Annotated in this window: 27 protein-coding genes; 13 read left to right on the top strand and 14 right to left on the bottom strand. The window is 45.0% G+C overall.

Annotated elements, in window-relative coordinates; all coding sequences use genetic code 11:
* The first annotated feature begins 21 nt into the window (after positions 1-21).
* On the top strand, positions 22-864 hold the full coding sequence (locus CZ502_RS04645; protein WP_076459994.1) for an aldo/keto reductase: 843 nt from the start codon (positions 22-24) through the stop codon (positions 862-864).
* A gap of 39 nt (positions 865-903) precedes the next feature.
* Here the strand turns inward: CZ502_RS04645 and pnuC are convergent, their stop codons facing one another.
* Both pnuC and greA read right to left on the bottom strand, forming a co-directional pair.
* Positions 904-1,659: a nicotinamide riboside transporter PnuC gene (pnuC, locus tag CZ502_RS04640; protein WP_076459992.1), complete on the bottom strand. Its 756-nt coding sequence runs from the start codon at positions 1,657-1,659 to the stop codon at positions 904-906.
* Between the two features lie 122 nt (positions 1,660-1,781).
* On the bottom strand, positions 1,782-2,279 hold the full coding sequence (gene greA / locus CZ502_RS04635) for a transcription elongation factor GreA (RefSeq protein WP_076459990.1): 498 nt from the start codon (positions 2,277-2,279) through the stop codon (positions 1,782-1,784).
* A gap of 105 nt (positions 2,280-2,384) precedes the next feature.
* Between greA and CZ502_RS04630 the strand changes: the two genes are divergently transcribed.
* Positions 2,385-3,512, top strand: a complete 1,128-nt coding sequence (locus CZ502_RS04630) for a hypothetical protein (protein ID WP_076459988.1) — start codon at positions 2,385-2,387, stop codon at positions 3,510-3,512.
* Between the two features lie 26 nt (positions 3,513-3,538).
* On the top strand, positions 3,539-3,865 hold the full coding sequence (locus CZ502_RS04625; protein ID WP_076459986.1) for a hypothetical protein: 327 nt from the start codon (positions 3,539-3,541) through the stop codon (positions 3,863-3,865).
* Positions 3,866-3,908: 43 nt separating this feature from the next.
* Here the strand turns inward: CZ502_RS04625 and CZ502_RS04620 are convergent, their stop codons facing one another.
* From CZ502_RS04620 to CZ502_RS04605, 4 genes are read right to left on the bottom strand one after another with little or no spacing between them, the layout of a single operon-like run.
* Positions 3,909-4,133: a hypothetical protein gene (locus CZ502_RS04620; protein ID WP_076459984.1), complete on the bottom strand. Its 225-nt coding sequence runs from the start codon at positions 4,131-4,133 to the stop codon at positions 3,909-3,911.
* A 33-nt stretch (positions 4,134-4,166) separates the two neighbouring features.
* Complete coding sequence (locus CZ502_RS04615; protein WP_076459982.1) at positions 4,167-4,673, bottom strand: YbhB/YbcL family Raf kinase inhibitor-like protein; 507 nt, start codon at positions 4,671-4,673, stop codon at positions 4,167-4,169.
* A 35-nt stretch (positions 4,674-4,708) separates the two neighbouring features.
* A complete protein-coding gene (locus CZ502_RS04610; protein ID WP_076459980.1) occupies positions 4,709-5,491 on the bottom strand; it encodes a tyrosine-protein phosphatase in 783 nt (260 codons plus the stop codon).
* 50 nt (positions 5,492-5,541) lie between these two features.
* Entirely contained in the window at positions 5,542-6,495 is a 954-nt protein-coding gene (locus tag CZ502_RS04605) for an SGNH/GDSL hydrolase family protein (protein WP_076459978.1), read from the bottom strand.
* Between the two features lie 205 nt (positions 6,496-6,700).
* Here CZ502_RS04605 and CZ502_RS04600 point away from each other — a divergent pair, with 205 nt between their 5' ends.
* The 3 genes from CZ502_RS04600 to CZ502_RS04590 are packed head-to-tail and all read left to right on the top strand — an operon-like array spanning position 6,701 to position 10,384.
* A complete protein-coding gene (locus CZ502_RS04600; protein WP_076459976.1) occupies positions 6,701-7,879 on the top strand; it encodes a galactokinase in 1,179 nt (392 codons plus the stop codon).
* A 28-nt stretch (positions 7,880-7,907) separates the two neighbouring features.
* Positions 7,908-9,359 carry a UDP-glucose--hexose-1-phosphate uridylyltransferase gene (locus tag CZ502_RS04595; RefSeq protein WP_076459974.1) on the top strand — a complete coding sequence of 484 codons (1,452 nt, stop codon included), beginning with the start codon at positions 7,908-7,910 and terminating at the stop codon, positions 9,357-9,359.
* Between the two features lie 32 nt (positions 9,360-9,391).
* Positions 9,392-10,384 (top strand): LacI family DNA-binding transcriptional regulator, encoded by a 993-nt coding sequence (locus tag CZ502_RS04590; protein ID WP_076459972.1) that lies wholly within the window; start codon positions 9,392-9,394, stop codon positions 10,382-10,384.
* Positions 10,385-10,412: 28 nt separating this feature from the next.
* On the opposite strand, the gene CZ502_RS04585 is transcribed toward CZ502_RS04590, so the two are convergent.
* Positions 10,413-11,027, bottom strand: coding sequence for a DedA family protein (locus CZ502_RS04585; protein WP_076459969.1), 615 nt, complete (start codon positions 11,025-11,027; stop codon positions 10,413-10,415).
* A gap of 254 nt (positions 11,028-11,281) precedes the next feature.
* Between CZ502_RS04585 and CZ502_RS04580 the strand changes: the two genes are divergently transcribed.
* On the top strand, positions 11,282-12,568 hold the full coding sequence (locus tag CZ502_RS04580; RefSeq protein ID WP_076459967.1) for a dicarboxylate/amino acid:cation symporter: 1,287 nt from the start codon (positions 11,282-11,284) through the stop codon (positions 12,566-12,568).
* Between the two features lie 206 nt (positions 12,569-12,774).
* Here the strand turns inward: CZ502_RS04580 and CZ502_RS04575 are convergent, their stop codons facing one another.
* On the bottom strand, positions 12,775-13,242 hold the full coding sequence (locus CZ502_RS04575; RefSeq protein WP_076459965.1) for an Lrp/AsnC family transcriptional regulator: 468 nt from the start codon (positions 13,240-13,242) through the stop codon (positions 12,775-12,777).
* Positions 13,243-13,446: 204 nt separating this feature from the next.
* Here CZ502_RS04575 and CZ502_RS04570 point away from each other — a divergent pair, with 204 nt between their 5' ends.
* Complete coding sequence (locus CZ502_RS04570; protein ID WP_076459963.1) at positions 13,447-13,911, top strand: universal stress protein; 465 nt, start codon at positions 13,447-13,449, stop codon at positions 13,909-13,911.
* Positions 13,912-13,948: 37 nt separating this feature from the next.
* Complete coding sequence (locus CZ502_RS04565) at positions 13,949-15,040, top strand: serine hydrolase domain-containing protein (RefSeq protein WP_083673326.1); 1,092 nt, start codon at positions 13,949-13,951, stop codon at positions 15,038-15,040.
* A 25-nt stretch (positions 15,041-15,065) separates the two neighbouring features.
* Here the strand turns inward: CZ502_RS04565 and CZ502_RS04560 are convergent, their stop codons facing one another.
* The 5 genes from CZ502_RS04560 to CZ502_RS04540 form a co-directional block, all read right to left on the bottom strand.
* Positions 15,066-17,006 (bottom strand): sugar MFS transporter, encoded by a 1,941-nt coding sequence (locus tag CZ502_RS04560; protein ID WP_076459961.1) that lies wholly within the window; start codon positions 17,004-17,006, stop codon positions 15,066-15,068.
* A 128-nt stretch (positions 17,007-17,134) separates the two neighbouring features.
* On the bottom strand, positions 17,135-17,395 hold the full coding sequence (locus CZ502_RS04555) for a hypothetical protein (RefSeq protein ID WP_076459959.1): 261 nt from the start codon (positions 17,393-17,395) through the stop codon (positions 17,135-17,137).
* Positions 17,396-17,511: 116 nt separating this feature from the next.
* Positions 17,512-18,948 (bottom strand): NADP-dependent phosphogluconate dehydrogenase, encoded by a 1,437-nt coding sequence (gene gnd, locus CZ502_RS04550; RefSeq protein ID WP_076459956.1) that lies wholly within the window; start codon positions 18,946-18,948, stop codon positions 17,512-17,514.
* Between the two features lie 144 nt (positions 18,949-19,092).
* Positions 19,093-20,574, bottom strand: coding sequence for a glucose-6-phosphate dehydrogenase (zwf, locus tag CZ502_RS04545; RefSeq protein WP_076459954.1), 1,482 nt, complete (start codon positions 20,572-20,574; stop codon positions 19,093-19,095).
* Between the two features lie 283 nt (positions 20,575-20,857).
* Positions 20,858-22,036: a CynX/NimT family MFS transporter gene (locus CZ502_RS04540; RefSeq protein ID WP_076459952.1), complete on the bottom strand. Its 1,179-nt coding sequence runs from the start codon at positions 22,034-22,036 to the stop codon at positions 20,858-20,860.
* 185 nt (positions 22,037-22,221) lie between these two features.
* Between CZ502_RS04540 and CZ502_RS04535 the strand changes: the two genes are divergently transcribed.
* The gene (locus tag CZ502_RS04535; RefSeq protein ID WP_076459950.1) at positions 22,222-22,650 is read left to right on the top strand and encodes a VOC family protein; all 429 of its coding nucleotides are present in this window, start codon (positions 22,222-22,224) and stop codon (positions 22,648-22,650) included.
* An 86-nt stretch (positions 22,651-22,736) separates the two neighbouring features.
* On the opposite strand, the gene nrdI is transcribed toward CZ502_RS04535, so the two are convergent.
* Positions 22,737-23,207 carry a class Ib ribonucleoside-diphosphate reductase assembly flavoprotein NrdI gene (gene nrdI / locus CZ502_RS04530; RefSeq protein ID WP_076459947.1) on the bottom strand — a complete coding sequence of 157 codons (471 nt, stop codon included), beginning with the start codon at positions 23,205-23,207 and terminating at the stop codon, positions 22,737-22,739.
* A 484-nt stretch (positions 23,208-23,691) separates the two neighbouring features.
* Here nrdI and CZ502_RS04525 point away from each other — a divergent pair, with 484 nt between their 5' ends.
* From CZ502_RS04525 to CZ502_RS04515, 3 genes are all read left to right on the top strand, one after another.
* Entirely contained in the window at positions 23,692-24,072 is a 381-nt protein-coding gene (locus tag CZ502_RS04525) for a DUF4430 domain-containing protein (RefSeq protein ID WP_076459944.1), read from the top strand.
* Entirely contained in the window at positions 24,072-24,593 is a 522-nt protein-coding gene (locus tag CZ502_RS04520; protein WP_076459942.1) for an ECF transporter S component, read from the top strand. Before CZ502_RS04525 ends, CZ502_RS04520 begins: the two co-directional genes overlap by 1 nt.
* Before the next feature lie 172 nt (positions 24,594-24,765).
* Positions 24,766-25,629: a P-loop NTPase family protein gene (locus tag CZ502_RS04515; protein ID WP_076459940.1), complete on the top strand. Its 864-nt coding sequence runs from the start codon at positions 24,766-24,768 to the stop codon at positions 25,627-25,629.
* Positions 25,630-25,638: the final 9 nt, after the last annotated feature.

The raw sequence follows: 25,638 nt of genomic DNA, 5'->3' as shown, positions 1-25,638 counted from the left end.
AGGAAAAAGGAGTGCGACATGATGGACATTCAAGACAATCTCTTAACCCTGGCAGACGGGAATAAGATGCCCCAACAAGGGTTCGGCCTTTATAAGGTGGTAGGGCAGGAAACGATGGATACGGCGATTGCTAAAGCTTACGCAGAAGGTTACCGCTTGTTTGACACTGCCCAACTGTACGGCAACGAAAAGGAAGTCGGGAACGCCGTTAAGAAGTTAGCGATTCCCCGGGAAAAGATCTTTGTGACGACAAAGGTTGCCGAAGAAAACCAGGGCTACCAAGCGGCAATTGATTCGGTAAAGGAGTCACTGCAAAAGCTACAAATGGACTATGTTGACTTGCTGCTGGTTCACTGGCCGATTGAAAGTTCATTCTTTGATACCTGGCGGGCATTTGAAGAAATGAAAAAGGCGGGCCTGACTAAGTCAATCGGGGTAAGCAACTTCCAGATGATCCACTTGCAATACTTAGCGACCCAGGCCAATGAAATGCCAGTCATTGACCAGATTGAGCTGCACCCACTGCTGTCCCAAATGCCACTGGTTCAGTTTAACCGGGACCACCACATTGTCACCCAGGCTTGGAGTCCGCTTGGCCGGGGCGCAGTAATTGGTCAAGATGTTATTAAGACAATCGCCGCTAAGCACGGGAAGTCACCTGCCCAGGTCATCCTCCGTTGGCACTTGCAAAATGGGGTGTCGTTTATCCCCAAGTCGGTTCACGAGGCACGAATCGCAGAAAATGCCGCTATCTATGACTTTACCTTGAGTGATGAAGAGATGAAGCAGATTGCAACATTGAATGCCTACCACCGGACAGGCCGTGAGCCAGAGTTAGTTTACGAGTATAATAAGCAATATTAAATAGCAAAAAAGAGGCCGCATTTTTTTCGACCTCTTTTTCTATTTCTCCAAGCCTAATTGCTTGGCATAAATTGATTCTTCTTTGCTGAGCCGTTGCCGCTCGCGTTCGTTGTACCATGGGGAGATGGTAAAGGCGAGGACATCGTTGATAACGTAAATGGAACTGTTAATCGCCATTGCTAAGGTTGCTGACCCTTGACGGAATGAAACAAACCAAAGGACTAGCTGAGCAATTCCTGAAGCCAGCCACCAGAAGTATTGGTTGTTGAACCGCAGGAAGCAAATAACCCCGGCACTCAAGCTAATTGAGAAACTAATCGCATCAATCCATGGCCGCGGATCATCAGTCAGGGTGCCGATTAAGTAACCAGACACCAGGTAGACCAGGATGGTGGAAACAATGGCGACGGCCCATGAGCGGCCAGTAAACTGGCGGATCTTAGACGCCATGTTGACATTCCAGTTAGCAGAAAGCAGGACTGGCAAGTCAAGCGTGATTACGTAAGCAATCTGTTCCGCGATACTGAGGTAATTCTTGGCACTGTAACCTGCAATGATAAAGCAGATAGCAGAAAGGATCCCCAGGAAACCGTTAACGGACTTTGCTGCGTTGATTGCGAGGACGCATAATACCCCGAGGGTAGTCCCGATAAAAGTAATGACTGTCACCCAGGTAATTGGTGCGTTTACCAGGGTCATGACTTGGCAGCCAAGACTAAAGAAGAACAGGTAATAGTTTTGTTGGGGCCAGCCCTTTAATTGGTGACCTAAAAACTTTAGATAATTGCTAATCATAATCAACTCTCCCACTACATATAGATTTTTCTCTCTTGAAATCGTCTTTAAACACAATATCTTGTGTCAAAAACGCAACTTTAATAGTATAGCGGGTCATGATTAATGATGCAAGAAAAAAGTTAAACTTCGACCTTGATAATTTCAACCTGGTAAGCTGATTGCGGGGCGTTCACCGTAACAACTTTCCCGGCCGGCTGGTGCATGATGGCTTTTCCTAGCGGTGAATCAAAGGAGATTTTTTGTTTCGCAATATCTGCTTCTTGCTTGCCGACGATGTGGTAGACTTCTTGGTCATCGTCATCGGTAAATTTAAGGGTGACGGTGGTGCCGAGATCAACTGTGTTATCGTCGCTTGGCTCGACAATCTGGGCGTACTGTAATTGCTTGTTAAGGTAGCGGAGGCGGCTTTCGAGATGGCGCAGTTCCCGCTTCGCCGTGCTGTATTCTGTGTTTTCAGAAAGATCACCAAGGGCGCGGGCGGCCTTTAGCTGTTCGATTTTTGCGGGCCGCTGTGATTGCAGGCGGGCAATCTCTTCTTCAATTTCGTGATAACCAGTTGCGGTCATTTTTTGAAAGTAAACATTTTTCATTGCTTCGACGATCTTTTTTCGTTGCATCCGTGGAAAATCTCCTTCCATGATAATAATCTAATTATAATTAATATATCTAATTATGATATGATAGAGTAGAAAATTCAATTTGGAGACGGAGGACAATCGATAATGAACGAACAAGAGCAACATATTGAAAAGTTCCTTTCTTCGTCCAACTATCATCAGTTATCTGCTAATCAGCAAAAACATGCACAAGATATTTTGACACGATTTAATCACCAGATGACAAATGATCAGCATTTGACCGATACTACTTGGACGCCAACAGCAGTAAAATCGGTCATGGTCGGGGAATTCATCGCTGATCCAGCACTGACAAACCAATTTGGAATTGCGGTCGTGCCTGTTTTGCGCGCCTACCAAGAATTTCTGCAGGTTGATAACTTGGACGAAATTGTTAAGGCAATGGAAGAGCAACGGACGAACATGAACGCATGTCGGAAGGCCCATAAGACCTGGGCACAGTTGCATGGTGAAGAAACACCGGCACCAGCGCCTGCTGCCAAGAAGGAAGCACCAGTAGCAGCTAATAAGCCAGCACAATGGACAGGCGCCAAGCTGCAAGAACTACTGACTGGCTTAGACCAGGCGGTTGCGGCTGACCCATTATTTGCGAACAGCGAACTGACCGCTGACGAATTACGTTATGTTATTCGTGAGTTCCTTCAATTGATGGTGCAAGAATGTAATGAGTATCCAGGTCAATGGACATTTAGTAACTTGCAACGGGTATTGGGGATGATGATGCCCCTTGATCCGCAAATTTCTAATAAGCAGATCCACAATATTGTGCCGAGTGCGCAAGCATTATTTGAATACTTGAAGCAAAACGGTCATATCGACATGGAACAATACAAGATGGGGATGAAGGCAATTGCCAACATGCAACCATCTGAGGATATGCTGGCATCATTAAACCGTGATGAACGGGAAACCCAGTTAGTATTATCATTTATCAATAGTAATGGGGTTAATACGGATGATGCGGATGTTGCCGAAGCATGGATGAACAGTCACAAGCGAGAAGTTGCTGACTTTATGCGGGGCTTATTAAATCCATGGGGCGAATACGAACGTAAGCGTCTTGAGAAAAAGCAACAAGAGATGAAGCGGCAAGAACAACTAGCTGCCCAGGCACAAAATCCGCAACAAGATCCACACTTGAAGCGGAATAAGAAGCGCGTTCAAGGGATCAAGTTTAGTAAGAAGGCCCGGCGCAAGCTTCGTCGCCACTAATTTAGTGCGAAAGGAGAAGGTCTACGATGAGTGTTGAAGTTCCAGAAAATATGGAAGAAGTAGCAATGCAGCTTGCCCAGCACCAAGTACGGGGAGAGCAAGCTGATGAGACAACGGTTATTCGAAATGCTGTTCGGGATATTCTCCAAGCGTATTTCGATGAGGCCCTTGAAGGTCATTACGATGATGTGAACTGGTCGGGGGAGGACTTAGTAATTACCGATTTTATGGGTAAAGAAGTCGGGAAGGTTACCCCGGTGGCCGCAACGTTTGTGATGGACTTTAAGAACGATGCAGACGCGTTGATGGAACGACTAGAAGAAGTAACCACCAAGATTGTGGGTGGCCGTTAAAAAAGAGACTGGAGAAAAATTTTTCTCCAGCCTCTTTTTTAGTTTATAGTTTCTTCTTAACTTCATATGGGTGTGACTTTTCGTGTTCTGCAGGTAAGGCATCCTTAACGTAAAAGATTGCGTATTCCTTATCGTGGGGGTCCTTGGCGATGACGAGATCATCATTGCGCCGTTGTTGCTTAAAAATTTGGCCCTTCCGAACTGCTTCGTTGTAGTCATGAATGTTGGCAACAGAGTCACCAGGGTTAAAGAAAATTCTTGTTTCCATATCTATCTCTCCTCGTAGTATCTAAATATGTCCTTATGCGCGGCTCGGTACGTCCAACTGGGCGTGAGCCAGGATGTGGCCTTTTGCGGCATGAACAAAATCATTTAGCCAGTAACCATTTTCTAATGGCAGCCGGTCATCAAGGGCGTAAACCTTCAGTGTGTAATGGTGGGTCTTATCTGGTGGTTGTGGCCCAACATAGCCCACCGTAATCTGCTTGTCACCATTTACTAATGCCCCGGCGTTACTATTGTTTCCCTGGACAAATTGGTCCTTGAGTTGCCGGCTGGCATCAGCGGGGATGGCAGTCATCGTTGCGGGAATGTTAGCGGCTAACCAGTGAATCCAGGTGAAACCACAGACCGGTGTTGAATCATAGTCAATGAAGACAAGCGCAAATGTCTTTGTTGCCGCCGGCGCCTCATTGATCTCAATTGGAAAAGACCGAATGGGGTAGTCTGCTAGCATCGCTTCTGCTGGTGCATATTTACCGTATTCGTCAGCAAGGACGCCGTTTGTTAATGGTACTGAGATTTTCATTGAAATCCCTCCTCGTAAGTTAATTATAAGCCAGCCTAGTCTAAATACAATTGGCGAAGTTGAGCGAGGTCGTTCTTTGATAGGCCGAGGTGTTCGCGGAGATAGTGGTCAACGTCGCCGTAGTTAGTGTTAATAACCTTGATAGCGGTCGCGAGGTAGTCGGGAGCGACCGATGCTAGGGCAGCCCGGTTAGTCACTAGTTCTTCACTCGCGCCCTTGTCCCGCATGCTTTGGAGCCACTTGTTCCGGAAATCTTGGGTAACCGTATTGGTCAATAAGTAATCTTCACGAATGATCTCCTGGTCGACGCCGAGAGCACTTAGGATCAAGAATGAGGCCATCCCGGTCCGGTCTTTACCAGCGGTGCAGTGGTATAAAACGGCCCCGTCCCGGTCTTCGAGGAGGAGGGCAAACATTTGCTGGTAGGCTTTTTTCGCGGAATCAATTGTCGCCATCCGTCGATAAACGTCGAGCATGTGGCGGTAACCATTTCCCGGTTCCTGCATTTGCGCGGCAATTTCTTCGTCACTATGGGACGCATCGGTTTCATCGGCGTCAAAGACCGATAGCCGGTAATACTTTGCGGTTGTCGGGACATGGTCCGGGGCAGCGGTAATCTCGTCTGGTGCCCGGAGATCAATGTCGACATTGACGGGGATGTTTTCTAAAAGCTGTAGGTCCGGCTGATCCAGGCGGGCTAAGGACCCTGTCCGGATGATGCGGTGCCACTTAACGGTGTGCCCATCAGTTGTGGGGTAGCCGCCAAGATCGCGGAAATTATACCCATTTTTGATTGGTAATAAACGTTTATTAGCCATGAAAGTCCTCCTTACGTTAACTTTATTAACCTTATTGTACACTGGATCAATCAAAAAGCGGTACTTAAAAATTCAGCTAAGCGCTGACCAGCCTCATTTGCGCCAGCCTGGTCAGGATGAAGACCATCGGTAAATGAATTACACCAGCCCGCCGTTTCAATAATTGGCAACTGGTGGTGGACAGCAACTGTCTTAATGATTGTTGCATAGGTCTGGCTGAATGGAATCATCACCATGATTTTTGCTGTCGGGAAAGTCGTGACAACCTGCTGGATAAACTTATCGTAAGCGCACTTGAAATCCGTGGCCGTAAAACGGCGGTCATTGACGCCGAGGTTAATGATTACGAGGTCGGGCTGGTTCGGCTGCCACCGGGTGTGGGCATCGGTGTGGGTTAAGAACTGGTCAGCGGTTGGCACGCCCCCCGTTGCCCGCCGTAAGACACCACCCGCAGAATAAGCGATGCGGACGCTATCGGCATTGAGGATGTCGGCACAAATCGCCGCGTAATTCGTTTCTGAGCGGTAATCACTTGCGGGATGTTGCCCAGCAACCCAGCAGCCGGCTGTGATGGAATCCCCGATGAAGTCGATTACTGGCCGCCTGTGGGGACTTGCCGTAAGAACGCCATCGTCAGTTTCGATCCCTGTGATTGTAAAGCCCTGGTCACCAGCCCATACTAAATCGTCATCGGTGTTACCGCCGGTCATTATTTCAATTTCGTGAGGGTCGGCAGTAAGCTGCAGGGCAATTTCCCGCGCACTGGCAGGATATCGGTGCCATTGCTGCCCGTCAATCCTAATGGTGTACTGTTGCTGTGCTGATTGATGGTTGTAGTTCGGATAAACGTTGACCTGCAGCTGGTGGACGCCTGCAGTGTGGACACGGAGATAGCTTCCTAAATTAGTGGTATACAAGACTTCTTGACCATTGATCGGTTTAAGCCACCACCGCCCGGTCCGCTTCGCAATCGCAATTAAATCTGTTGGTAAATATTTATTCATTTTGTAATCCTCCACCTTCTATTTTAAGGGGTGTAGCGTTGCTGTGGTAGGCATAAAGCCACTTTTTAAATCCGCAAATAAGAAACCGCTTACTCTATTGGTAGAATTAACTTGAAAGCGCTTGTTGACAAACCGACGGAAAAGGAATAAATTATATTTAGTAAAAGTTTACCATAGTTTTATTTGAGGTATGGAGGTTATTCTGATGGATAAGCAACAATTTTTGGATGAATATCAAGGGATCTTTAAGGAAGCCGGGAAGGACGTCTTCTTCTCCCCAGGCCGGATCAATGTAATCGGTGAACACACGGACTACAATGGTGGGCACGTTTTCCCATGTGCAATTAGTATTGGGACGTATGGTGTTTATGGTCCTCGGGAAGACACCACGGTTGCCATTTACTCGGCCAACTCAGCAAAGGTTGAAGACAGTAAGATCATCACCTTTGACATTAATGATGAAGAACCACAAAGCGCTAAGGATGAAAAGTGGGTCAACTACTTCAAGGGGATGTTAGTTTACCTGAAGCAACGCGGCTTTAAGATCGACCACGGCTTTAACCTATACATCCATGGTTACTTACCATACGGTTCTGGCCTGTCATCATCAGCATCAATTGAAATGCTGATGGGGGACATTTTAAAGACTGAATTTAACCTTGATATCGACCAAATCGACCTGGTTAAGCTTGGTCAAAAGACAGAAAATGACTTTGTTGGTTTAAATTCTGGGATCATGGACCAATTTGCTGTTGGGATGGGGAAGGAAAATAACGCCATCTTCCTTGACTGCAACACCCTTGACTACCAGTACTTACCGCTTGAACTCGGTGACTACGAAATCGTCATCATGAGTACCAACAAGACCCACTCTCTGGCTGGTTCAAAGTACAACGAGCGGGTTGAAGAATGTCAAGAAGCCGTTAAGCGGTTGAACCAAAAGCTTGATATTAACAAGCTTGGTGAAATTGACCTCGATACCTTTGATCAATACACTTACTTGATCAATGACGACACGTTAATCCGTCGCGCCCGCCACGCCGTTAGTGAAAACGAACGGACCAAGAAGGCCATTGATGCCATGCAAAAGGGTGACTTGGAAGAACTCGGTCGCTTAATCAACGCTTCCCACGTTTCACTGAAGTATGACTACGAAGTAACAGGGAAGGAACTTGACACCTTAGCAGAAAACGCCTGGGGACAACCTGGCTGCCTCGGTGCCCGGATGGTCGGCGGTGGATTCGCCGGCAGTGCCATTGCGATTGTTAAGAAGTCAGAAGCCGAAAACTTCAAGAAGAACGTTGGTAAGATCTACCGTGACACAATTGGTTACGACGCTAGTTTCTATGACGCGGAAGTTGTCGATGGACCACACAAGCTTTAATTGTTAGTTTAGCTAGGAGATTGAGAAAATGAAGTTAATCGAAAAATACGCTGACCAAGTAATTGCGAGTGGGGCATATGAACCACTTGACCGGATTTATGTCTTAAATAAGATCCGCGGCTTTGTTGGCGATGAGGATGTTGAAGCAAATGATGACCAGCCAGCCGTCAAGCAGTTAGTTGATTTGGCGGTTAAGCGGGGCAAGATTGAAGATGGGCAAACAGCGCGCGAAATTTTAAACGACCAGCTGTATGACTTGATGACGCCACGACCATCAGTTGTTAACCACCAATTCTGGGAAAAGTACCAGCAATCACCAGCAACGGCGACTGATTGGTTCTACAAGCTCTGTACCAGTAACGACTATGTTAAGGTCGAAGCAATCAAGAAGAACGTGGTGTTTGATAAGCCAACAAAGTACGGTAACTTGGAAATCACGATCAACCTGTCTAAGCCGGAAAAGGACCCCAAGGCAATCGCCGCTGCGGCCCACGATACCGCCAAGAAGTATCCTCAGTGTGCCTTATGTATGGAAAATGAAGGTTACAAGGGACGCTTAGGCCAGGCGGCCCGGAGCAACCACCGGATTATCCGGATGAACGTCGGCGGTCAACAATGGGGCTTCCAGTATTCACCATACGCCTACTTTAACGAACACTGCATTTTCTTAGACGGCAAGCACGAACCAATGAAGATCAACCGACAAACGTTGATTAACCTGGTAGAGATTGAAAAGCAATTACCAGCTTACTTTGTTGGAAGTAACGCAGACCTCCCAATTGTCGGTGGCTCAATGCTAGCGCACGAACACTACCAAGGGGGGAAGCACTCCTTCCCAATGATGAAAGCGGAAATTAAGCAAGAACTTGAATTTAAGGATTACCCAGCGGTTAAGGCTGGAATCGTCAACTGGCCAATGAGTGACATCCGCTTGACGAGTGCTGATACTGACCAATTGATTAACCTGGGGACCCACATTATTGATGTTTGGGCCCACTACAGCGATGAAAGCCTTGAGATTAAGGCCTTTGACGGTGACACCCGCCACCACACTGTTACCCCAATTATGCACCGTGAAGGCGACCAGTTCGTCTTAGACTTGGTATTGCGGGATAACAACACTAGTGACCAGTACCCGTTGGGGATCTTTCACCCACACGAAAAATTGTGGCACATCAAGAAGGAAAACATTGGTTTAATCGAAGTGATGGGCCGGGCGATCTTGCCGGCACGGCTGAAGGCGGAACTAAATGAAGTTAAGAAGTTCTGGCTTGGCGTTGACAATGAGATTGCTGACAGCCACTTACCATGGGCAAAGGAAGTTCAAGCAAGGACGACGATTACCAAGGACAATGTGGATGAAGTGTTAGAACAAGAACTTGCTAATATCTTCGCCAATGTGCTGGAAAATGCCGGGGTATTTAAGGACGATGCGGCCGGAAATGAAGGTTGGCAACGGTTCGTTGATGCATTAAAATAGTGTTAACTATTTAAGAGAGGAGCTAGAGGCAGATGGCAGTAACATTACATGACATTGCGGAAAAGGCGGGCGTCTCAATCGCGACAGTATCGCGGATCTTGAACAATGATGTGACCCTTTCTGTCAATGAGAAGACACGGCAACGGGTACTGGCAACTGCTGAAAAGTTCAACTACACGAAGCATAAACGGACGCGGAACAACCAAGTTCAACGGGTAGCAGTCGTTCAATGGTACTCACTGACCCAGGAATTAGACGACCTTTATTACATGGCGATTCGGATGGGAATTGAACGGGCGGCGCAGCAGCGGGGCTTACAGACTGTCCCCGTTTATCAAAATAATTTGGATGAAATTCCACGCGATGTTACGGGCATCATCGCGATTGGGAAGTTTAGTGACTCGCAGGTACAAGCCTTGCGGTTAGTGACCGCCAACATTGTTTTTGTTGACTACGACAGCCTAGCAGCCGGCTACGACTGCCTGGTGCCGGATTTTGAAAACGCGGTTCGCTCTGTGATCAACGAATTTGTTGATGAAGGGATCGACGATATTGGAATGTTAGCCGGGACGGAGCGGACGACCGACCAGCAAATCGTTCCTGACTTGCGGCGCTTTTACTTTGAGAGTAACCTGCGTCAGCACGGCCTTTATCACCCGGAGTATATTTTTGCCGGCAACTACACCTCGATGTCGGGATATACGGCGATGAAAAAGGCGATTGAAGAGCTAGGCGACCGTTTGCCACACGGAATCTTTATTGCGAATGACCCGATGGCTGTCGGTGCCTTAAAGGCGATTCAGGAAGCAAAGATTAAGGTTCCTGAACGATTGGCGTTGATTAGCTTTAACGACACCGCAATCGTCAAGTACGTTTACCCAAGTATGTCCGCGGTCCATGTTGGCACTGATGAAATGGCCCACGCGGCAGTTGACATGATGGTTAAACGGCTCCAAAATCCGGGCAGTGACCCTTGCAAGACGGTGGTTGGCACCCACCTAATCAAACGGCAGACGACACGGTAAGATAAAAAGGACTGAGAAAATTTGCTTCTCAGTCCTTTTTTATACGCTTCTGATACCAGCGATAGGCCAAATAAAGACCGCCAATCGCCATGATAATAATTGCCACAGTCGTGTACTCGTCAAAGATGACGACAATTTTATGCCACGATTGGCCAACCCAGGCACCGAGGCCCACGAGGATTGTGTTCCAAATGGTACTCCCGATGATTGTCAAAAGACAGAACTTTGGTAGGGGGGTCTGGGCAATGCCAGCGGGGATGGAAATCAAGCTCCGGATAATCGGGATACACCGGCCGTAAAGAATCCCCGCGGTCCCATGACGGTTGAACCAGTCAACGGCTTTTTGCGCATCGTCACTCTTGAAACCAAGCAACTGGAAGAGCCGGTGGCGTAATAGCCGCGATAAGCGGTCAACGGTTAGCTGCCGGCCGAGGGCATATAAGATGAGGGCACCACCGAGGGAACCGATAGTCGCCGCAACAACTGTCCCGCCGAGGTTGAGTGTTGTTGTGGTCGTCATAAAGCCGCCCATCGTCAGGATTATCTCTGACGGAAGGGGCGGAAAGACGTTTTCTAGTGCAATTAGCAACGCAATCGCAAGATAGCCAAACTGGTTAATAAATTCTGTGATCCACGCGTTCATATACCGCTCCTGTATTGATAAATAGTTTCTAAATAACCATATCATGTTCTTCTGCCAATTAGGACGCGCTGATAATGATCTTTAGCTAAAATTACGAATTCTCGCGGGAAAAATCAGCGGTGAGGAAAGTGAATGAATCCCCGTTGTAATGCCCGAAGTGTTCGCCTTCTATCACAAAAAAGATTAAAATTTACGAAAAATAATTAAAAATGTGCTAAAGTATAATAAGACTACATAAGGGAGTTTGATGTAAAGTGAAGCATTATCGCTTTAGCCGCCTAAGTATGGGTTGGCAGATTATGATTGGACTGGTCCTCGGTATTATCTTTGGGATGGTCTTTTATAAGAATAACAGTGCGATTACTGTGATGCAGAGCTTAGGGACGATCTTCATTCGCTTGATCCAAATGATCGTCATGCCGATTGTTGTTTCCTGCTTGACAGTCGGGATTGCTAACATCGGTGATATTAAAAAGCTTGGCCGAATCGGTGGAAAGACACTGATTTACTTTGAAGTGCTGACAACGATTGCCTTGATCCTCGGGATTGTGATGGCAAACCTTACCCACCCCGGATCATTCATCGACATCCATGAATTACATGCGACTGATATTTCGCAATATATGTCGACGGCGAAAAGCGCGGAGCATAATACCGGCTTTTGGCCACTGATCTTATCAATTATTCCAACGAATATCTTTAAGTCGATGGGTGAAGGTGACATGATGCCGGTTATCCTCTTCTCCGTATTATTCGGGTTAGGGGTCGCCGCGGTTGGTGAAAAAGCAAAGATTATCATTGACTTTTTAAATGCCGTTTCGGAAGTTATGTTTAAGGTAACCAACTGGGTAATGAAGTTTGCACCAATCGGTGTCTTTGGCCTGATTGGGATGACCATTGCTGAGATGGGAATCAGTGCATTGTTGCCGCTAGGTTTATTTATTTTGATTGCCTATGTGACGATGATTATCTTTATTGTCGTTGTCCTCGGGATCACCGCGCACATCTTCCACTTACGCTACTGGAAGACGATGCGGGTGATCATGGATGAAATCATCCTGGCATTTACAACTGCTAGTTCAGAAGTAACCCTGCCTCGGCTGATGAAAAAGACCCAGGAGATGGGGGTAAGTAAGGGGATTGCCGCCTTTGTAATCCCGACTGGCTATACCTTCAACCTTGACGGGTCAGCAATTTACCAGTCATTGGCAGCGTTGTTCTTAGCCCAAGCTTATGGTTTACACCTTACCTTGGCCCACCAGATCACCTTATTGATCGTGCTGATGATTACCAGTAAGGGGATGGCCGGGGTGCCAGGGGCATCGTTCGTTGTCCTCTTAGCAAGTATCTCCACGATTGGGGTACCAATGGCGGGCTTGACATTTATTGCCGGGATTGACCGCTTTGTTGATATGGGGCGGACAGCAGTTAACGTTGTCGGTAATTCAATCGCCACATTAGTTATCGGTGAATCTGAAGGTGCCCTCGACCGCGAGAAGTACAACAACTACATTGATAATTATAAAGAAGGACAAGAATAGCAATTAATTACTAAAGGGGCTGGGAAGAAACATAGTTTCTTTCCAGCCCCTAGTTTTATCTCCGAATATTACATAGTAATCGCGGAAAAAAAGCGAGCCCCTCAAGGGTAACTACGGACAAACGTCGGCCCGTACCGTGCCAACGTCCGTCCTAGGTTACCCCACCGGGGCTCCGAGAAGCTTTTTTCCCAGCTTGTTTATTTTAACTAGTTTTCTTTTTCAGTGGACTCACGCGGGGCCGCCAAATGGACACCGCGGTGGTCAACACTGGTACTAAAGACAATCTGGGTACTGGTCTTACCAAAGCGTTGCTGGATCGTGTTGATAAAGTCATCGAGGTCGGTTGTCGACGGGAAAACGACTTCCATAATTTCTGAATAATCCCCCGTGACACAATTACATTCAATGACATTGGGAATTTGTTGGATATAGGGGTAAAATTCTTGTTTTTGGCGCGGTTCTAGTTGGACCTGGATAAATGCTTTGACGTGGAAGTTGATTTTTTCCATGTTGACACTGGTATGGTAGCCAGTAATAATCCCGCTGCGCTCAAGTTTGTTGATGCGGGCGGCGATAGCGGGGGAGGAGATAAAACATTCTTTAGATAGTTCTTTTAACGATGCCCGGGCGTTCTTTTGCAAGAGATTAATAATTTTCCGGTCAATTTTATCCATAGCTGCTGCCTCTCTTTCTCAGATTAAAGTCAGATATAATATACTCATCTTACTCTAATTAAAAGCTAATGTATAATATAAATTTTATTGCATAGAAATTAAATGTCAACTATCGGATATATTATGTGATTGCATTACGTGAGCGGGTGAATTAATGGTATAATTTAAGTAAATATACTGCTGTTTGAATGGAGGTTCAAACTTATGGATCAAGAATACCAAAACATTTTAGTGCCAGTTGATGGTTCTAAAGAATCAGAATTTGCATTACACCGGGCAATCGCAATCGCCAAGCGTAACGGTGCCCACATTGATATCTTAAACGTGATTGATACCCGGGCAATGGCATACAACTTTGCGGGGATGTCTGATGGAAGTATTGCCTACCAATTAGTTGACAAGTCAAAGCAATACCTTGATGAATTATTAAAAGATGCTAAGGACAAGGACGACTTTGATAATCTTGACATTCACATTCGGTTAGGAAACCCTAAGACAATTATCTCATTTGACTTCCCACGTGACCACCATAACGACATGGTAATTATGGGAGCAAGTGGTTTGTCACGGATGCAACGGGCAGTGATGGGTTCTGTCACATCATACGTAAAGCGGAATGCCCCTGTTGATGTTCTGGTTGTTCGGACGGACGTTGATCAAGTAAAGTAGGATATTAGATAATCGTGGATAATGGGCTGTGCCATTAATGACTCAGCTCATTATTTATTTTAAAAAGGGGGACGAGATCGTTAAGGCGAGAAAAATTGCAATATTATTTTTGCTGGGGGCAGTAATTAACCTTTGTCTCCCCCAAGCAGGCTTAGCAAGTGCGGCTACCCGGCAACAGGAACGGGCGGTAAAGCGGGTCCTTGTCGAGAATAAGGTCAACGGGGTCGCACTTGTCAATGGCCACGGGCAACGAGCACGGGTGATTAGTAACGAACAGACGACTGATCAGGACAAGCAGGTACACGCAAACCGCCTCTTCCCAGTGGCTTCGTTACAGAAGTTAATGACGGGGATCGCGGTATTGACCCTAGTTAATGACAACAAGCTAGCGTTAACTAGCCCGCTGAGCGCATATCAGCCCCGTTTACCCTATGCAAACCAAATCACGGTCAATCGGTTAATGACCCACATGAGTGGCTTACACACCAAGGGAGCGGAAATTAAGCACCCCTTAATCGGGGAGGGGGCCCAGCGAAAGTACGCGCTCGCGCATGTAAATTCAACCGGAAAATATAAGTGGCATTATGATGACTTAGACTTTGTCATGCTGGCGGCAATTATTCATTGGACAAGCCACCAATCGTACCGCCATTATTTGACTAGCAGGGTTTTACAGCCAGCAGGGGTTCATGTAAAATTCTATGACCAGGTCCAGCAACGGGAAGTTCCACAGTTGCTTACGGAAAAAGGACAATGGTCCAGTTTACAATTAGCAATGTCTAAGGAGCTCGGGTCTGGCGAAATTTTTTGCACGCCGCTAGCATACTGGCAGTTTTTTCACCGGGCCTTGCTTGACCAGCCATCACGGCTAGCCCAGTTTACACAGGGCCGGGTAGGAAGTGGGGAGACCTATTTTGGTGGAATGTATCTTGAAGGGCCTTATCTCCACGCTAACGGTTATTTAAAGGGTTATTCATGTACTTTTTATAGTAATTACCATACACGGCAAACGATAATGCTCTTTGCTAATAATCTCTCCTACCGGCAATTAAGGAAAATAAATCCCCAGCTCCACCACGCCTATTATGGTGATTGGCGGCGGGAACAAAAAAAGATCAACGCCTATTAGGACGTTGATCTTTTTTGCTTAAAAGCTAATCTTTTTTAGCGACTTCCATGATGTTATCATCACTGGTTACCTTCTCACCAGCATCCTTCAACAACTTAATGTCAAATTCCTTGCTGTTAGTAACAGTAACCATGACAGTATCATCAAGGCCAGCCTTCTTAATTGCTGGATCCCAGAATTCCATCAGTTCTTGACCCTTATCAAAGTGTTGATCCTTGTCAAAGTAAGAGATGAATCCAGTACCATGCATCTTAACAGTGTCAATTCCGACGTGGATTAAGAGCATAATTCCGTTGTCGGCTTCAAGACCAATTGCGTGGCGGGTAGAGAATGTTGCCCGGACAGTACCACTGAATGGGGCATATACCTTCCCGTCAGAAGGCTTGATGGCGAATCCTTCACCCATGTTACCAGAGGCAAAGTTGTCATCGCTAACACTCTTGAGGTCGACGAGCGTCCCGGCAACAGGAGCTGGAATGTTAGTTACACCAGCTTGTGGAGTAGGGGCTGCTTCGCTAGTAGCATTGTTGTCATCTTCGTTGAATTGCTTACCCCAAGTTTGTTCAAGTTCCGCAACAATCTTTGCGTGGGACTTTTCATCCAACTTAACCTTGATGGCAAAGATGGTAATCCCGACAAGGATTAAGGCGATTGGAATTAAGAACATGTAAACCTTGAAGACATTTACACCATGAGCACTGATTGTTGCAGCGGTTGCACCACCGGTCATTCCAGCGGCAACAGTAGCCATCCCAACAACACCGTTGGCAACGGCACCACCGAACTTATCAAGCAATGGACGAACAGATAAGGTAAGTGATTCGTCCCGGTGACCTAACTTCAATTGACCATATTCAACGGAGTCGGTGATCGTCATCAAGACAACCAAGAAGATAATTGGTTGTGGGATGAAGAATAATTCAGCACCAAGTAAAACAAGTGGTAATGACTTACCGGCAAAGGCAAAGATTAAGGCACCAATAACTTCGATTGATGCGGCACCGTAGAAGAGCTTGTGCCGACCGATCTTTCCAGAGAACAGTGGGAAGGCGAAGACGGAAATAATTCCGACAATCGTGTTCAAACCACCAAGGATTGAGAAGGCCTTCGCATTACCTAAGATGTAAGTGAAGTAGTAAAGCTCGAAACTGTTTAACAATGTTTGACCGGTTGTGAAGAACAGGTAAGACATTGCAATTGCAAGAAGTTGGTCGTTCTTAACCAAAATCTTCAGGATGTCCTTAAACTTAGTTTGTTCCTTGTTTTCACGAAGTAATGATTGTTGTTCGTGGGTGAACATCCCAACACCGATGGAAGTGATAGCAGAAATACCAGCAACAATTGCGGCAAAGATGAACCAACCACGGTTATCACCGGTTCCGCCGTTTTGGTTTACTGAGAAGAACAGAACCATTGGCATGATAACAAAACCAATGATCTGACCACCGATCGTAGAACCAACCCGGGCGAAGGTAGCTATCTTATCACGTTCGTGTGAGTCAAATGACATCGCAGGAACCATTGACCAGAACCCAATATCATTAAAGGAGTAGAAAACGTCCATAATAATGTAAATAATAGCAAACAGAACTAAGTACAGCATTGGGTTGCTTACGTTCAAACCGCCAAGTGGCGTGAAGAGGGCGGCCAGCAAGACAGCGGAAATAACACCACCGCCGACAACCCATGGCTTGAACTTACCCCAACGAGTGTGGGTCCGGTCAATCGCGTTACCAATCATTGGGTCGATGATTAATTCGACAATCCGCAGTGCGAAAATGATAAAGGTAACGTAACCGATCATGCGGTTATCGAAAGCTTTGTCACTGGAGTCAAACAAGTGTCCAGTAACGTACATCATAAAGTAAGTAGAAAGTAATGCAAAGAACGCATCGTGACCGAACGCACCTAGTGAATAAAACAGGCGCGAGCGAGCAACATGTTGTTCTCCTATTGGTTTATCCATATTAACTCCCCTTTTCTACAACAATAATAAAATATCTTACAGCAATTATAGTAAGCGTTTTCAAAGAAAAAGTCAATGCAATTTTAGTAAAGTTTTACGAAAAGCGGGAATTAACCAGAATTAATTAACTAGTAAGCAGCGGCTAATACGCGTGCTTGGGCGCTTTCCAGCTCATCAGCGTTTAAGTTGATAAATTTGTTGACGACCCGGTCAGCAACGTGAATGTCATCAACCAGGAAATCGTGGATTGTAGTGATTGCAACGCCGGCATGGCGAAGGTGCAAAATCGTCATGGCAACCGCTAGTTCTTCCACTTTGGCGGCGGAAAGTGCTGCCGGTGCGACTTCAACAACTCCCTGGTAGTAACCCGTCATAAATACTTTATTCATCGTAATCACCTCTAGCTCTATCAAAACACCTTTTGGCAAAGTTGTGAAGAATAATTATTTAAAAATAAAAACGGCTGAGATAAATCTCAGTCGCTTTATTAATCAATCGCAGTTGATTATTGTTCTTCGTACCAGCTGTAGTGGAAGTTACCAGGACGGTCAGTACGTTCGTAAGTGTGAGCACCGAAGTAGTCACGTTGTGCTTGAAGTAAGTTTGCAGGAAGAACTTCAGCACGGAATGAATCGTAGTAACTGATAGCAGCACTTAATGCTGGAACAGGAACACCGGCCTTAACAGCTAAGGCAACGATGTCACGAATAGCACGTTGGTACTTCTTAGCAACGTCCTTGAAGTAGTCATCGAATAAGAGGTTCTTCAAGTCTGGGTTCTTAGTGTAAGCATCGGTGATGTTTTGTAAGAATTGTGCACGAATAATGCATCCTGCACGCCAGATTTGTGCTAATTCACCGTATTGAAGGTTCCAGTTGTAACGTTCGGAGTCGATCCGCATTTGTTCGAAACCTTGAGCGTAAGACATAACCTTACCGAAGTAGAGGGCTTGACGAATCTTTTCAACTAATTCTTCCTTGTTGTCAATTGAAACAGCGTCAACGTCTTCTGGCAATTCCTTACTTGCTTGAACACGTTCGTCCTTCATCATTGAGATGTAACGAGCGTAAACCGCTTCAGTGATAACTGATTGTGGGGCACCACCATCAAGGGCAGTTTCTGAACTCCACTTACCAGTACCCTTGTTAGCACCACGGTCAAGGATCATGTCAACAATTGGTGCGTTCTTGTCGTCACCAAGGTCATCCTTACGAGTAAGGATGTCAGCAGTGATGTCAACGAGGTAGCTTGATAATTCACCCTTGTTCCATTCAGCAAAGGTTTCAGCGATTTCGTCAACTGGCATCTTTAATACGTTACGCATGATGTTGTAACTTTCGTCGATTAATTCTTCATCACCGTATTCGATACCGTTGTGAACCATCTTTACGTAGTGACCAGCACCGTTTGGTCCAATGTAAGCAACACATGGCTTGCCGTCTTCTTCAGCCTTAGCAGCAATCTGAGTAAGGATTGGAGCAACTAAGTCGTAAGCTTCCTTTTGACCACCAGGCATAAGTGATGGACCGTGAAGGGCACCTAATTCACCACCGGAAACACCCATTCCGATGAAGTTGATACCAGACTTGTCTAACTTAGCGTTACGAGCCATGGTGTCGTGGAAGTTGGTGTTACCACCATCGATCAAGATGTCACCCTTGTCAAGTAATGGTAACAATTCGTCGATAACAGCATCAGTTGGCTTACCGGCCTTAACCATCATTAAGATACGACGAGGCTTTTCAAGTGAATCAACGAAGTCCTTAACAGAGTAGCTAGGAACTAACTTCTTTTCACTGTGGTCCCGCATCATTTCGTCAGTCCGTTCACGGTGACGGTTGTATACACCAACCGTGAAGCCACGGCTTTCGATGTTCAGTGCAAGGTTCTTACCCATAACAGCTAAACCAACAACACCAATTTGTGCTTTTTGATCAGACATTAAAGTCACTCTCCTCAATACTTATGTAATATATTTCACAACCTTGATTATAACAAAATCTGCTAATAGTGCAAACGCTAAACCTCGATTTTTGTTATAAAAAAGCAATTTATAACAAAATTGCTATAAATCGCTTTCAGTCAATTAATGATTTAAACGGTAAACCCACTTGCGGCCGTCACGAGCTAATAATTCGTCAGAGGCGGCAGGACCCATTGAACCTGGGGTGTAGTTAGGGAATTGTGGCTTTTCAATGTCCCAAAGCTTGCGGATAACGTCAACGAACTTCCAAGCGTAAGCAATTTCAGCCCATGAAGCAAAGTTAGTGTGGTTGCCTTCAAGCGCATCGTGGAAGAGACGTTCGTATGGTTCTGGTGATTCCTTCTTGTCGGTATCGCTTTGCAAGTAGCGGAGGTCAACTGGTTCCGTGGTGAAGCCTTGACCAGCGTGCTTAGCGTTTAATTGAATTGCAAAGCCAGACTTTGGTTCAACAAAGATTGTCAAAACGTTGGAGTTCAGTGATTGATCGCTCTCACTACGAGGGTCAGCAAAGATATCAATCAATGGCTTCTTGAAGACAACATCGATCCGGGTAAACTTATCAGCTAACTTCTTACCAGTCCGGACGTAGAATGGAACACCAGACCAACGGTAGTTATCAAACATTAACTTAGCAGCAACGAAGGTTTCAGTGCCGGATTCAGGATCAACACCATCTTCGTGACGGTAAGCATTAGTACCGTTACCAGCATCGTATTGACCACGAACAAAGTTACCGGCAGCTTCAGATGGGGTGTAGAGGCGAAGACTACGAAGTGCCTTGATCTTTTCCACCCGGACATCAGCGTCAGTAAAGGCAACAGGTTGTTCCATTGCTAGTTGGGCAACGATTTGCATGATGTGGTTTTGCACCATATCACGTAAAGCACCAGATTGGTCATAGTAACCAGCACGTTCTTCAACCCCCAGCTTTTCACTTAAGGTAACCTGGATGTTGTCGATGTAACGGTTGTTCCAAAGGGATTCGATCATGGTGTTACCAAAACGTAATGCTTGGATGTTTTGCACCATTTCCTTACCAAGGTAGTGGTCAATCCGGAAGATCTGGTTTTCGTTGAATGTTTGTGACAATTCGTCGTTAAGCTTCTTCGCAGAGTCAAAGTCACGACCGAATGGCTTTTCAATAACCAAGCGGTTGAAACCATCATCAGTTAAGAGGTGTTGCTTCTTCAAGTTCAATGCAATTGTGCCAAAGAATTGTGGGGCCATTGACATGTAGAACAAACGGTTGCCTTCAGTACCGAATTGTTCATCTAATTCAGCGAGCCGCTTCTTTAAGGTCTCATAGTGTTCTGGCTTAGTAACATCGTGGGACTTGTAGAAAAAGTGCTTTGAGAATGCCGCTGCTTGGCCGTTCTCAGTCTCAGCAACCTTGCTAACTGATTCTAAAACGATTTGTTGGAATTCTTCGTCAGTTAAAGGACGACGGGAAGTCCCAAGTAATGCAAAGTGGTCAGCGAGGTAACCCTTTTGGTAGAGTTTGAACAAAGCGGTGTAGAGCTTCCGCTTAGCAAGGTCACCTGTAGCACCAAATAATGTAATAACAGCCTTATTTTCTGTAGCCAAAATGTTCACTCCTTCTGAAATTTCAGAAATTCTTATACCGTGACAATTATATACTCTTAAAGCACAATCTGCACTATTAAAGGAACCGTTTTCTTAACAGGAGTTTGCGAATGACTAAATGGACCATGAAAGGTAAAAGTTCGCGTTAATAGTGCTTGACAAGCGATTACTAATTAATGGTCTAGAGCAAAAAAACTTTTAAATTAATTTGTGATTATTTAGACTAACTGGGTAAATAAAAAAACGAAACAGCTAAAATGAACTGTTTCGTCGGAAATGTATATTAAACAAATTGTTTCCGTTCCGCAATTACACCACAAACGGCAAAGAAGATGGTGGCAATAACGATCACGATTAAGCTAGCAAACCAATTGTGGGTGCTGGAGTAAAGGTTACCAACAACAACTGGGCCAAGAGCGGCGATTAAGTACCCGACTGATTGAACCATCCCCGAAAGGTTCCGGGTGTCAGCAGCACTCTTTGTCTTTAACCCAAAAAGGGTCATCGCTAACACAAAAGTAGTCGTTGTTCCCATCCCTAAGAAGAGGGCGACGATTGCGTAGTAGGCAAATGAGTTAACCGGGAAGAACATCATTCCCGCACCAATTAAAGTAACAATCCCAGCAAACAACATGATCGGTTGCCGGTTGTTCATCTTGGTAGCAATAACAGGAACCAAGAATGCAAATGGCATTGAGAATAACTGCAATAAACCAGCGGCAAGGCTAGCTTGGTCGCTAGTCAAGCCGGCATCCATGGCAATAGTTGGCAACCAGGCAACGATACTGTAGAAGACAAAGCACTGACCCCCGAAGAAGAGGAGGAGCCACCATGCATTGGCGTTCTTCCACATGTTGGTGCCACGATCAGCAGGCTGGTCACTACTGTTAGCACGTTGGTTGTACTTGAGGTTCGGTACCCAGATGATTGCCGCAATGAGGGCGATGATACTGATAATAATCACCGCTGTCTCCCAACTTGTCGCGTGGGTAATTGGGGTAATAACGTATGCACCGATTGCAGCAAATAATGTCATCGCAACGTTATACATTCCAGTTACACTACCGATCCGGTCGGGAAGCTTATCAGAAATAATTGCGGGAAGAAGGACGTTAATACAAGTGATCGCTGCCCCCACCAAGATTGTGCCGACCATTAATGAAGTGAGATTCAGGATTCGCAGGTAGGAACCAATAAACATTAAAATCATTGCTAATTCAATTGTCAGCTCATTACCGATCCGCTGTGCAATGGTGGATACGAGTGATGATAGTAAACCAAAGCAGAGGAGGGGAATCGTGGTTAAGATTCCAAGACTGGTTGGTTCAACATGTAATGTGCTGGCAATTTCTTTGATAACGGATGGAATCGCAGTGATGGGCATCCGCATACAAACACCTAGTAGCAGTAGCCCGAGAATTAAAAAGGGGCTATGCTTTTTGAGCTTTTCCAAAAAATTCATCCTTTCTTTGCTTAATATCCGTTCCCTAAGTAAAACGGATAACAGACTAGACAATTATATCATAAGCAGGGGCGAGGTGTTATTAATATACGGTTAGAAGAAACTAATCCAATTTAGGACAGGTGTTTGACGTAATTTAATTCTGAACATATAATCAACAATGAAGATTTTTTCGGAGGAATATTATGACGGCAACCATATACCCGTATTTGACATTTCAAAATGCTAAGGAAGCCATGGCTTATTATGAGCAGGACTTCGGGGCAAAAATTACATATCACCAATCCTTATCTAAGGACCAGGCAGAGAGCCTGGGATTACCAATCGACCAACTAAACCAAACCACCTTGCGGGGGGAGTTTATGATTGCGGGGCAAAAGATTATCTGTGCCGACGCAACAATGAGTAATCCCCAAGCATCAACGTTGATCTCCATTATCCTTGACTTTGAAGATGACCGTGAGGCAGCACAAGGGTTATTTGATCGGTTAGCACAATCAGATAACCAGCGGGTGACGGTGCCATTTGGTGACTGGATTGCAAATGATTTGATGGGGCAAATAGTTGATAAGTATGGTATCACATGGTTAATTTGTGCAAGTAAAGAAAGTTAATCAGCAAATAAAAATGAGTGAGACAAGATCATTCGTGGTCGTTGTCGCACTCATTTTTTAGTATTAGATTAGGTACAAGCAGTTAATTATTCAGCATTAACCTCTGCCCACCGTTTTGTGAGGATGGAGTAAATCCGTTCAATATCTTGTGAAGTACCCCGTAGTTCGTAGTCTGCGATGAACGGTGCATCGGATTGCCGGGAATATTTCCGGGCAGTTAAGCAGTATTGCTCGTTAAAGTTTTTGTTACCACTGCCGATTACCCCAATGCATTGCTTAGCATTGTCACCATGAGCAATGTATTCCCCTAAAGCATTGGTCATGATTTCGGTAAATCCAGAGGTGATCCCATTTCCGCCATTTAGGTATGTTGGAACAAAGGCGAAAAATGGTTCAGTCTCATCAGCAGGTAATGTCTGATCACTGACTTCCTTCAAATTAAGGATTGGTTTATCAGCGTTAAGGCGATGCTGTTGGTTAGCATAACCTTGCATCCGCGTTAAGAAGGAACGGGTATTTCCTTCAAGCGAAATATAAATAATATTCATTGGTGCCATTTGAATTTCTTCCTTTTAGTATATTTGGTTAAAAGAGTACAAGACTATTTTAGTAGAAACGGGGAGTAAAAGAAAGAAGTAGGCAAATCTTTTTTAAAATAAAAGTAGTTATTACCCATCAAGCAAAAAATTGCTAAGAATCTTGCTTGTGTTTTCTTGTGGCGTCACAATAGCTTAATTTAACATATTTTTGGGGTGAAATCATAAAATGGCAAATATATACTAAGATAATCTTGCTTAACATGTTCCGCGGGTAAATTCTAATGAAATGGACAAAAAATAAGTAAAAAATACGGTTCCTTCACAAATTTATAACAATGATTATTGAAATGCTGAGGGAAAAATAATCGCATTGCGGCAATTTTCTACTAGTTTCGCTGGCCCTTGTAAATTATTATACAAATGGCGGCGAATGGTTGAAACGGCTTACAGCTTTCAGTATCATAAGACTGACTTATTTAGGACATTTTGGGAGGAAATCGCAATGAAAAAATTTAAGATTGTTTCTAGTTTATTGGTAATGTTAATGGCCTTCTTCATTTTGACCGGTTACCAAAAGAACAACAATAATAAGAGTAACGATTCAATTAATGTTACTTACACCCTTAAGCAAGATAAGAAGACGGTTGCTACTAAGAAGGTGACCGTAAAGAAGAACGCTAAGGTGCTCACTGGCCTTAAGAAGTGCTGGAAAGTAAAGACTGCCAAGGACTTCATCACTTCAATTGATGGTAAGAGTGAAAACCAAAAGAAGGGAATCTACTGGACATACACGGTTAATGGCAAGCAAGTTAACAAGTTGGCTAACCAACAAACGCTTAAAAACAACGATAAGGTTCAATTTACATTAAGTAAGGCTAACTAATGGCGACTAATCATTTAAGAATTAGGAGCATGACATTATTAGCAATGCTCACGGCGATGGGTGTAGTATTGCGAATCTTCAAGATTATCCCCATTCCCAATGTTCAGCCCGTTACGGACATGTTGATGATTATCACATTAGTAATGGGCGTGGGTTTTGGCTTTACGCTTGCGGTGTTAATAATGTTAGTTTCTAATCTAGTCCTTGGCTTTGGGATCTGGACGATTCCGCAGATTCTTGCCTATGCCGTTTGTGTACTGACGGTGGCCGGGTTAGCCAAGGTTACCCCGCTTAAGAAACATCTGACCCTTCAGTTGATCTTAGCGACTTTTTTAGGTTACGAATATGGTTTCGTTGTAAGTGTCGGAATGTCAATTTACGGTGGTATCGCGGCATTCTTTGCTTACTGGTTAAGCGGGCTGGCTTTTGATAGCTTTCACGCAATTGGCAACTTTGCCTTTTACCTTATCCTGTACAAGCCGTTAACTGTTGCTCTGAAGCACTACTTTAATGAAGAATAAGACTGGGAAATTTGTTTTCACCAGTCTTTTTTGTTTGCTGTCGCAGTATTATCTACGTGATAGTGAGGATTAAAAAATATTATTAAAAGAACCAGGCGATTATTTCGTTCATTAACTAAAAAATGATAAGATGGACTAAAGATAAAGAATATCGAAGAAAAGAGGTTGTACAGTGAGTAATATTACAATTAATAATTTGACGTTTGATGCTAAATCGGGGGACCAACTTGATGATTTCTCAATCGAATTAAATTCACCACAAGTGGTTGGTATTTGCAGTAATGATAGTGGTGCAGCAACCGCAATCGATGAGCTTTTGGCCGTGCGGGGGAAGATCCTCAATGGGGATGTAACAATTAATGGCGTCCCATTTAAGAAATATAAACGGCAGAGTAAAAGTGAGGTTGGCCGAATCGGCGATGTTGCGATTAAGGGGAAGACGGTTGAAAAGGCCGTTACCCATGCATTAAAGCATCATGATAACGCATTATCTCCCGAACAAGCCTTACAATTGGTGGCATCATTAAACTTTAGTGCTGATCAATTAATTGCAAGCTTAACGGATGAACAGAAAAAGGAATTGCAGTTGACAATCCTGTTAGCTTGGCAATGCCCAATCGTAATCCTAAATAATAGTCTTGATGACTTGCCTGCAGAACGGCGGACAGCATTAGCGGGATTGATAAAAGACTTTGCTGAAAAGACAGATGCAATTGTCTTGTTTACAAGTAATGATATTTCAACCTTGATGCGCTACGCAAAAACCCTCTATTACTTTAATGGTAGCCGTCTTACCTCTGTCCGTGACTTGGCAATGAACGATGGGGTTGATTGCACAGTAACGGTAATGGGAACCGGGTTGCCAATTGACCTGGCTGTTAAGATGGGGGCGCACATGCTTGAAGAAGCAGCCGATGAGACGCGTTTCCTCTACACTGGTAATATCCAGGCCCTTTTGCCCTTGCTTGAGCAAAGTACGATTACTGACGTCCGGATTGAGGATGCGACAATTGACGATGAATTAATGGCGTACTAGTTTTCAGGA

Origin of the sequence: Limosilactobacillus caccae, from assembly GCF_900156885.1 — a bacterium.
Classification (GTDB): domain Bacteria; phylum Bacillota; class Bacilli; order Lactobacillales; family Lactobacillaceae; genus Limosilactobacillus; species Limosilactobacillus caccae.
Note: the sequence above shows the minus strand (reverse complement) of the source record. Positions and strands in the feature narration are given on the sequence as shown.

Coding starts and splice junctions, on each gene's coding strand:
- CZ502_RS04645 (WP_076459994.1), top strand. CDS start 22: ATGGACATTCAAGACAATCTCTTAACCCTGGCAGACGGGAATAAGATG.
- pnuC (WP_076459992.1), bottom strand. CDS start 1,659: ATGATTAGCAATTATCTAAAGTTTTTAGGTCACCAATTAAAGGGCTGG.
- greA (WP_076459990.1), bottom strand. CDS start 2,279: ATGCAACGAAAAAAGATCGTCGAAGCAATGAAAAATGTTTACTTTCAA.
- CZ502_RS04630 (WP_076459988.1), top strand. CDS start 2,385: ATGAACGAACAAGAGCAACATATTGAAAAGTTCCTTTCTTCGTCCAAC.
- CZ502_RS04625 (WP_076459986.1), top strand. CDS start 3,539: ATGAGTGTTGAAGTTCCAGAAAATATGGAAGAAGTAGCAATGCAGCTT.
- CZ502_RS04620 (WP_076459984.1), bottom strand. CDS start 4,133: ATGGAAACAAGAATTTTCTTTAACCCTGGTGACTCTGTTGCCAACATT.
- CZ502_RS04615 (WP_076459982.1), bottom strand. CDS start 4,673: ATGAAAATCTCAGTACCATTAACAAACGGCGTCCTTGCTGACGAATAC.
- CZ502_RS04610 (WP_076459980.1), bottom strand. CDS start 5,491: ATGGCTAATAAACGTTTATTACCAATCAAAAATGGGTATAATTTCCGC.
- CZ502_RS04605 (WP_076459978.1), bottom strand. CDS start 6,495: ATGAATAAATATTTACCAACAGATTTAATTGCGATTGCGAAGCGGACC.
- CZ502_RS04600 (WP_076459976.1), top strand. CDS start 6,701: ATGGATAAGCAACAATTTTTGGATGAATATCAAGGGATCTTTAAGGAA.
- CZ502_RS04595 (WP_076459974.1), top strand. CDS start 7,908: ATGAAGTTAATCGAAAAATACGCTGACCAAGTAATTGCGAGTGGGGCA.
- CZ502_RS04590 (WP_076459972.1), top strand. CDS start 9,392: ATGGCAGTAACATTACATGACATTGCGGAAAAGGCGGGCGTCTCAATC.
- CZ502_RS04585 (WP_076459969.1), bottom strand. CDS start 11,027: ATGAACGCGTGGATCACAGAATTTATTAACCAGTTTGGCTATCTTGCG.
- CZ502_RS04575 (WP_076459965.1), bottom strand. CDS start 13,242: ATGGATAAAATTGACCGGAAAATTATTAATCTCTTGCAAAAGAACGCC.
- CZ502_RS04570 (WP_076459963.1), top strand. CDS start 13,447: ATGGATCAAGAATACCAAAACATTTTAGTGCCAGTTGATGGTTCTAAA.
- CZ502_RS04565 (WP_083673326.1), top strand. CDS start 13,949: ATGACTCAGCTCATTATTTATTTTAAAAAGGGGGACGAGATCGTTAAG.
- CZ502_RS04560 (WP_076459961.1), bottom strand. CDS start 17,006: ATGGATAAACCAATAGGAGAACAACATGTTGCTCGCTCGCGCCTGTTT.
- CZ502_RS04555 (WP_076459959.1), bottom strand. CDS start 17,395: ATGAATAAAGTATTTATGACGGGTTACTACCAGGGAGTTGTTGAAGTC.
- gnd (WP_076459956.1), bottom strand. CDS start 18,948: ATGTCTGATCAAAAAGCACAAATTGGTGTTGTTGGTTTAGCTGTTATG.
- CZ502_RS04540 (WP_076459952.1), bottom strand. CDS start 22,036: ATGAATTTTTTGGAAAAGCTCAAAAAGCATAGCCCCTTTTTAATTCTC.
- CZ502_RS04535 (WP_076459950.1), top strand. CDS start 22,222: ATGACGGCAACCATATACCCGTATTTGACATTTCAAAATGCTAAGGAA.
- nrdI (WP_076459947.1), bottom strand. CDS start 23,207: ATGGCACCAATGAATATTATTTATATTTCGCTTGAAGGAAATACCCGT.
- CZ502_RS04525 (WP_076459944.1), top strand. CDS start 23,692: ATGAAAAAATTTAAGATTGTTTCTAGTTTATTGGTAATGTTAATGGCC.
- CZ502_RS04520 (WP_076459942.1), top strand. CDS start 24,072: ATGGCGACTAATCATTTAAGAATTAGGAGCATGACATTATTAGCAATG.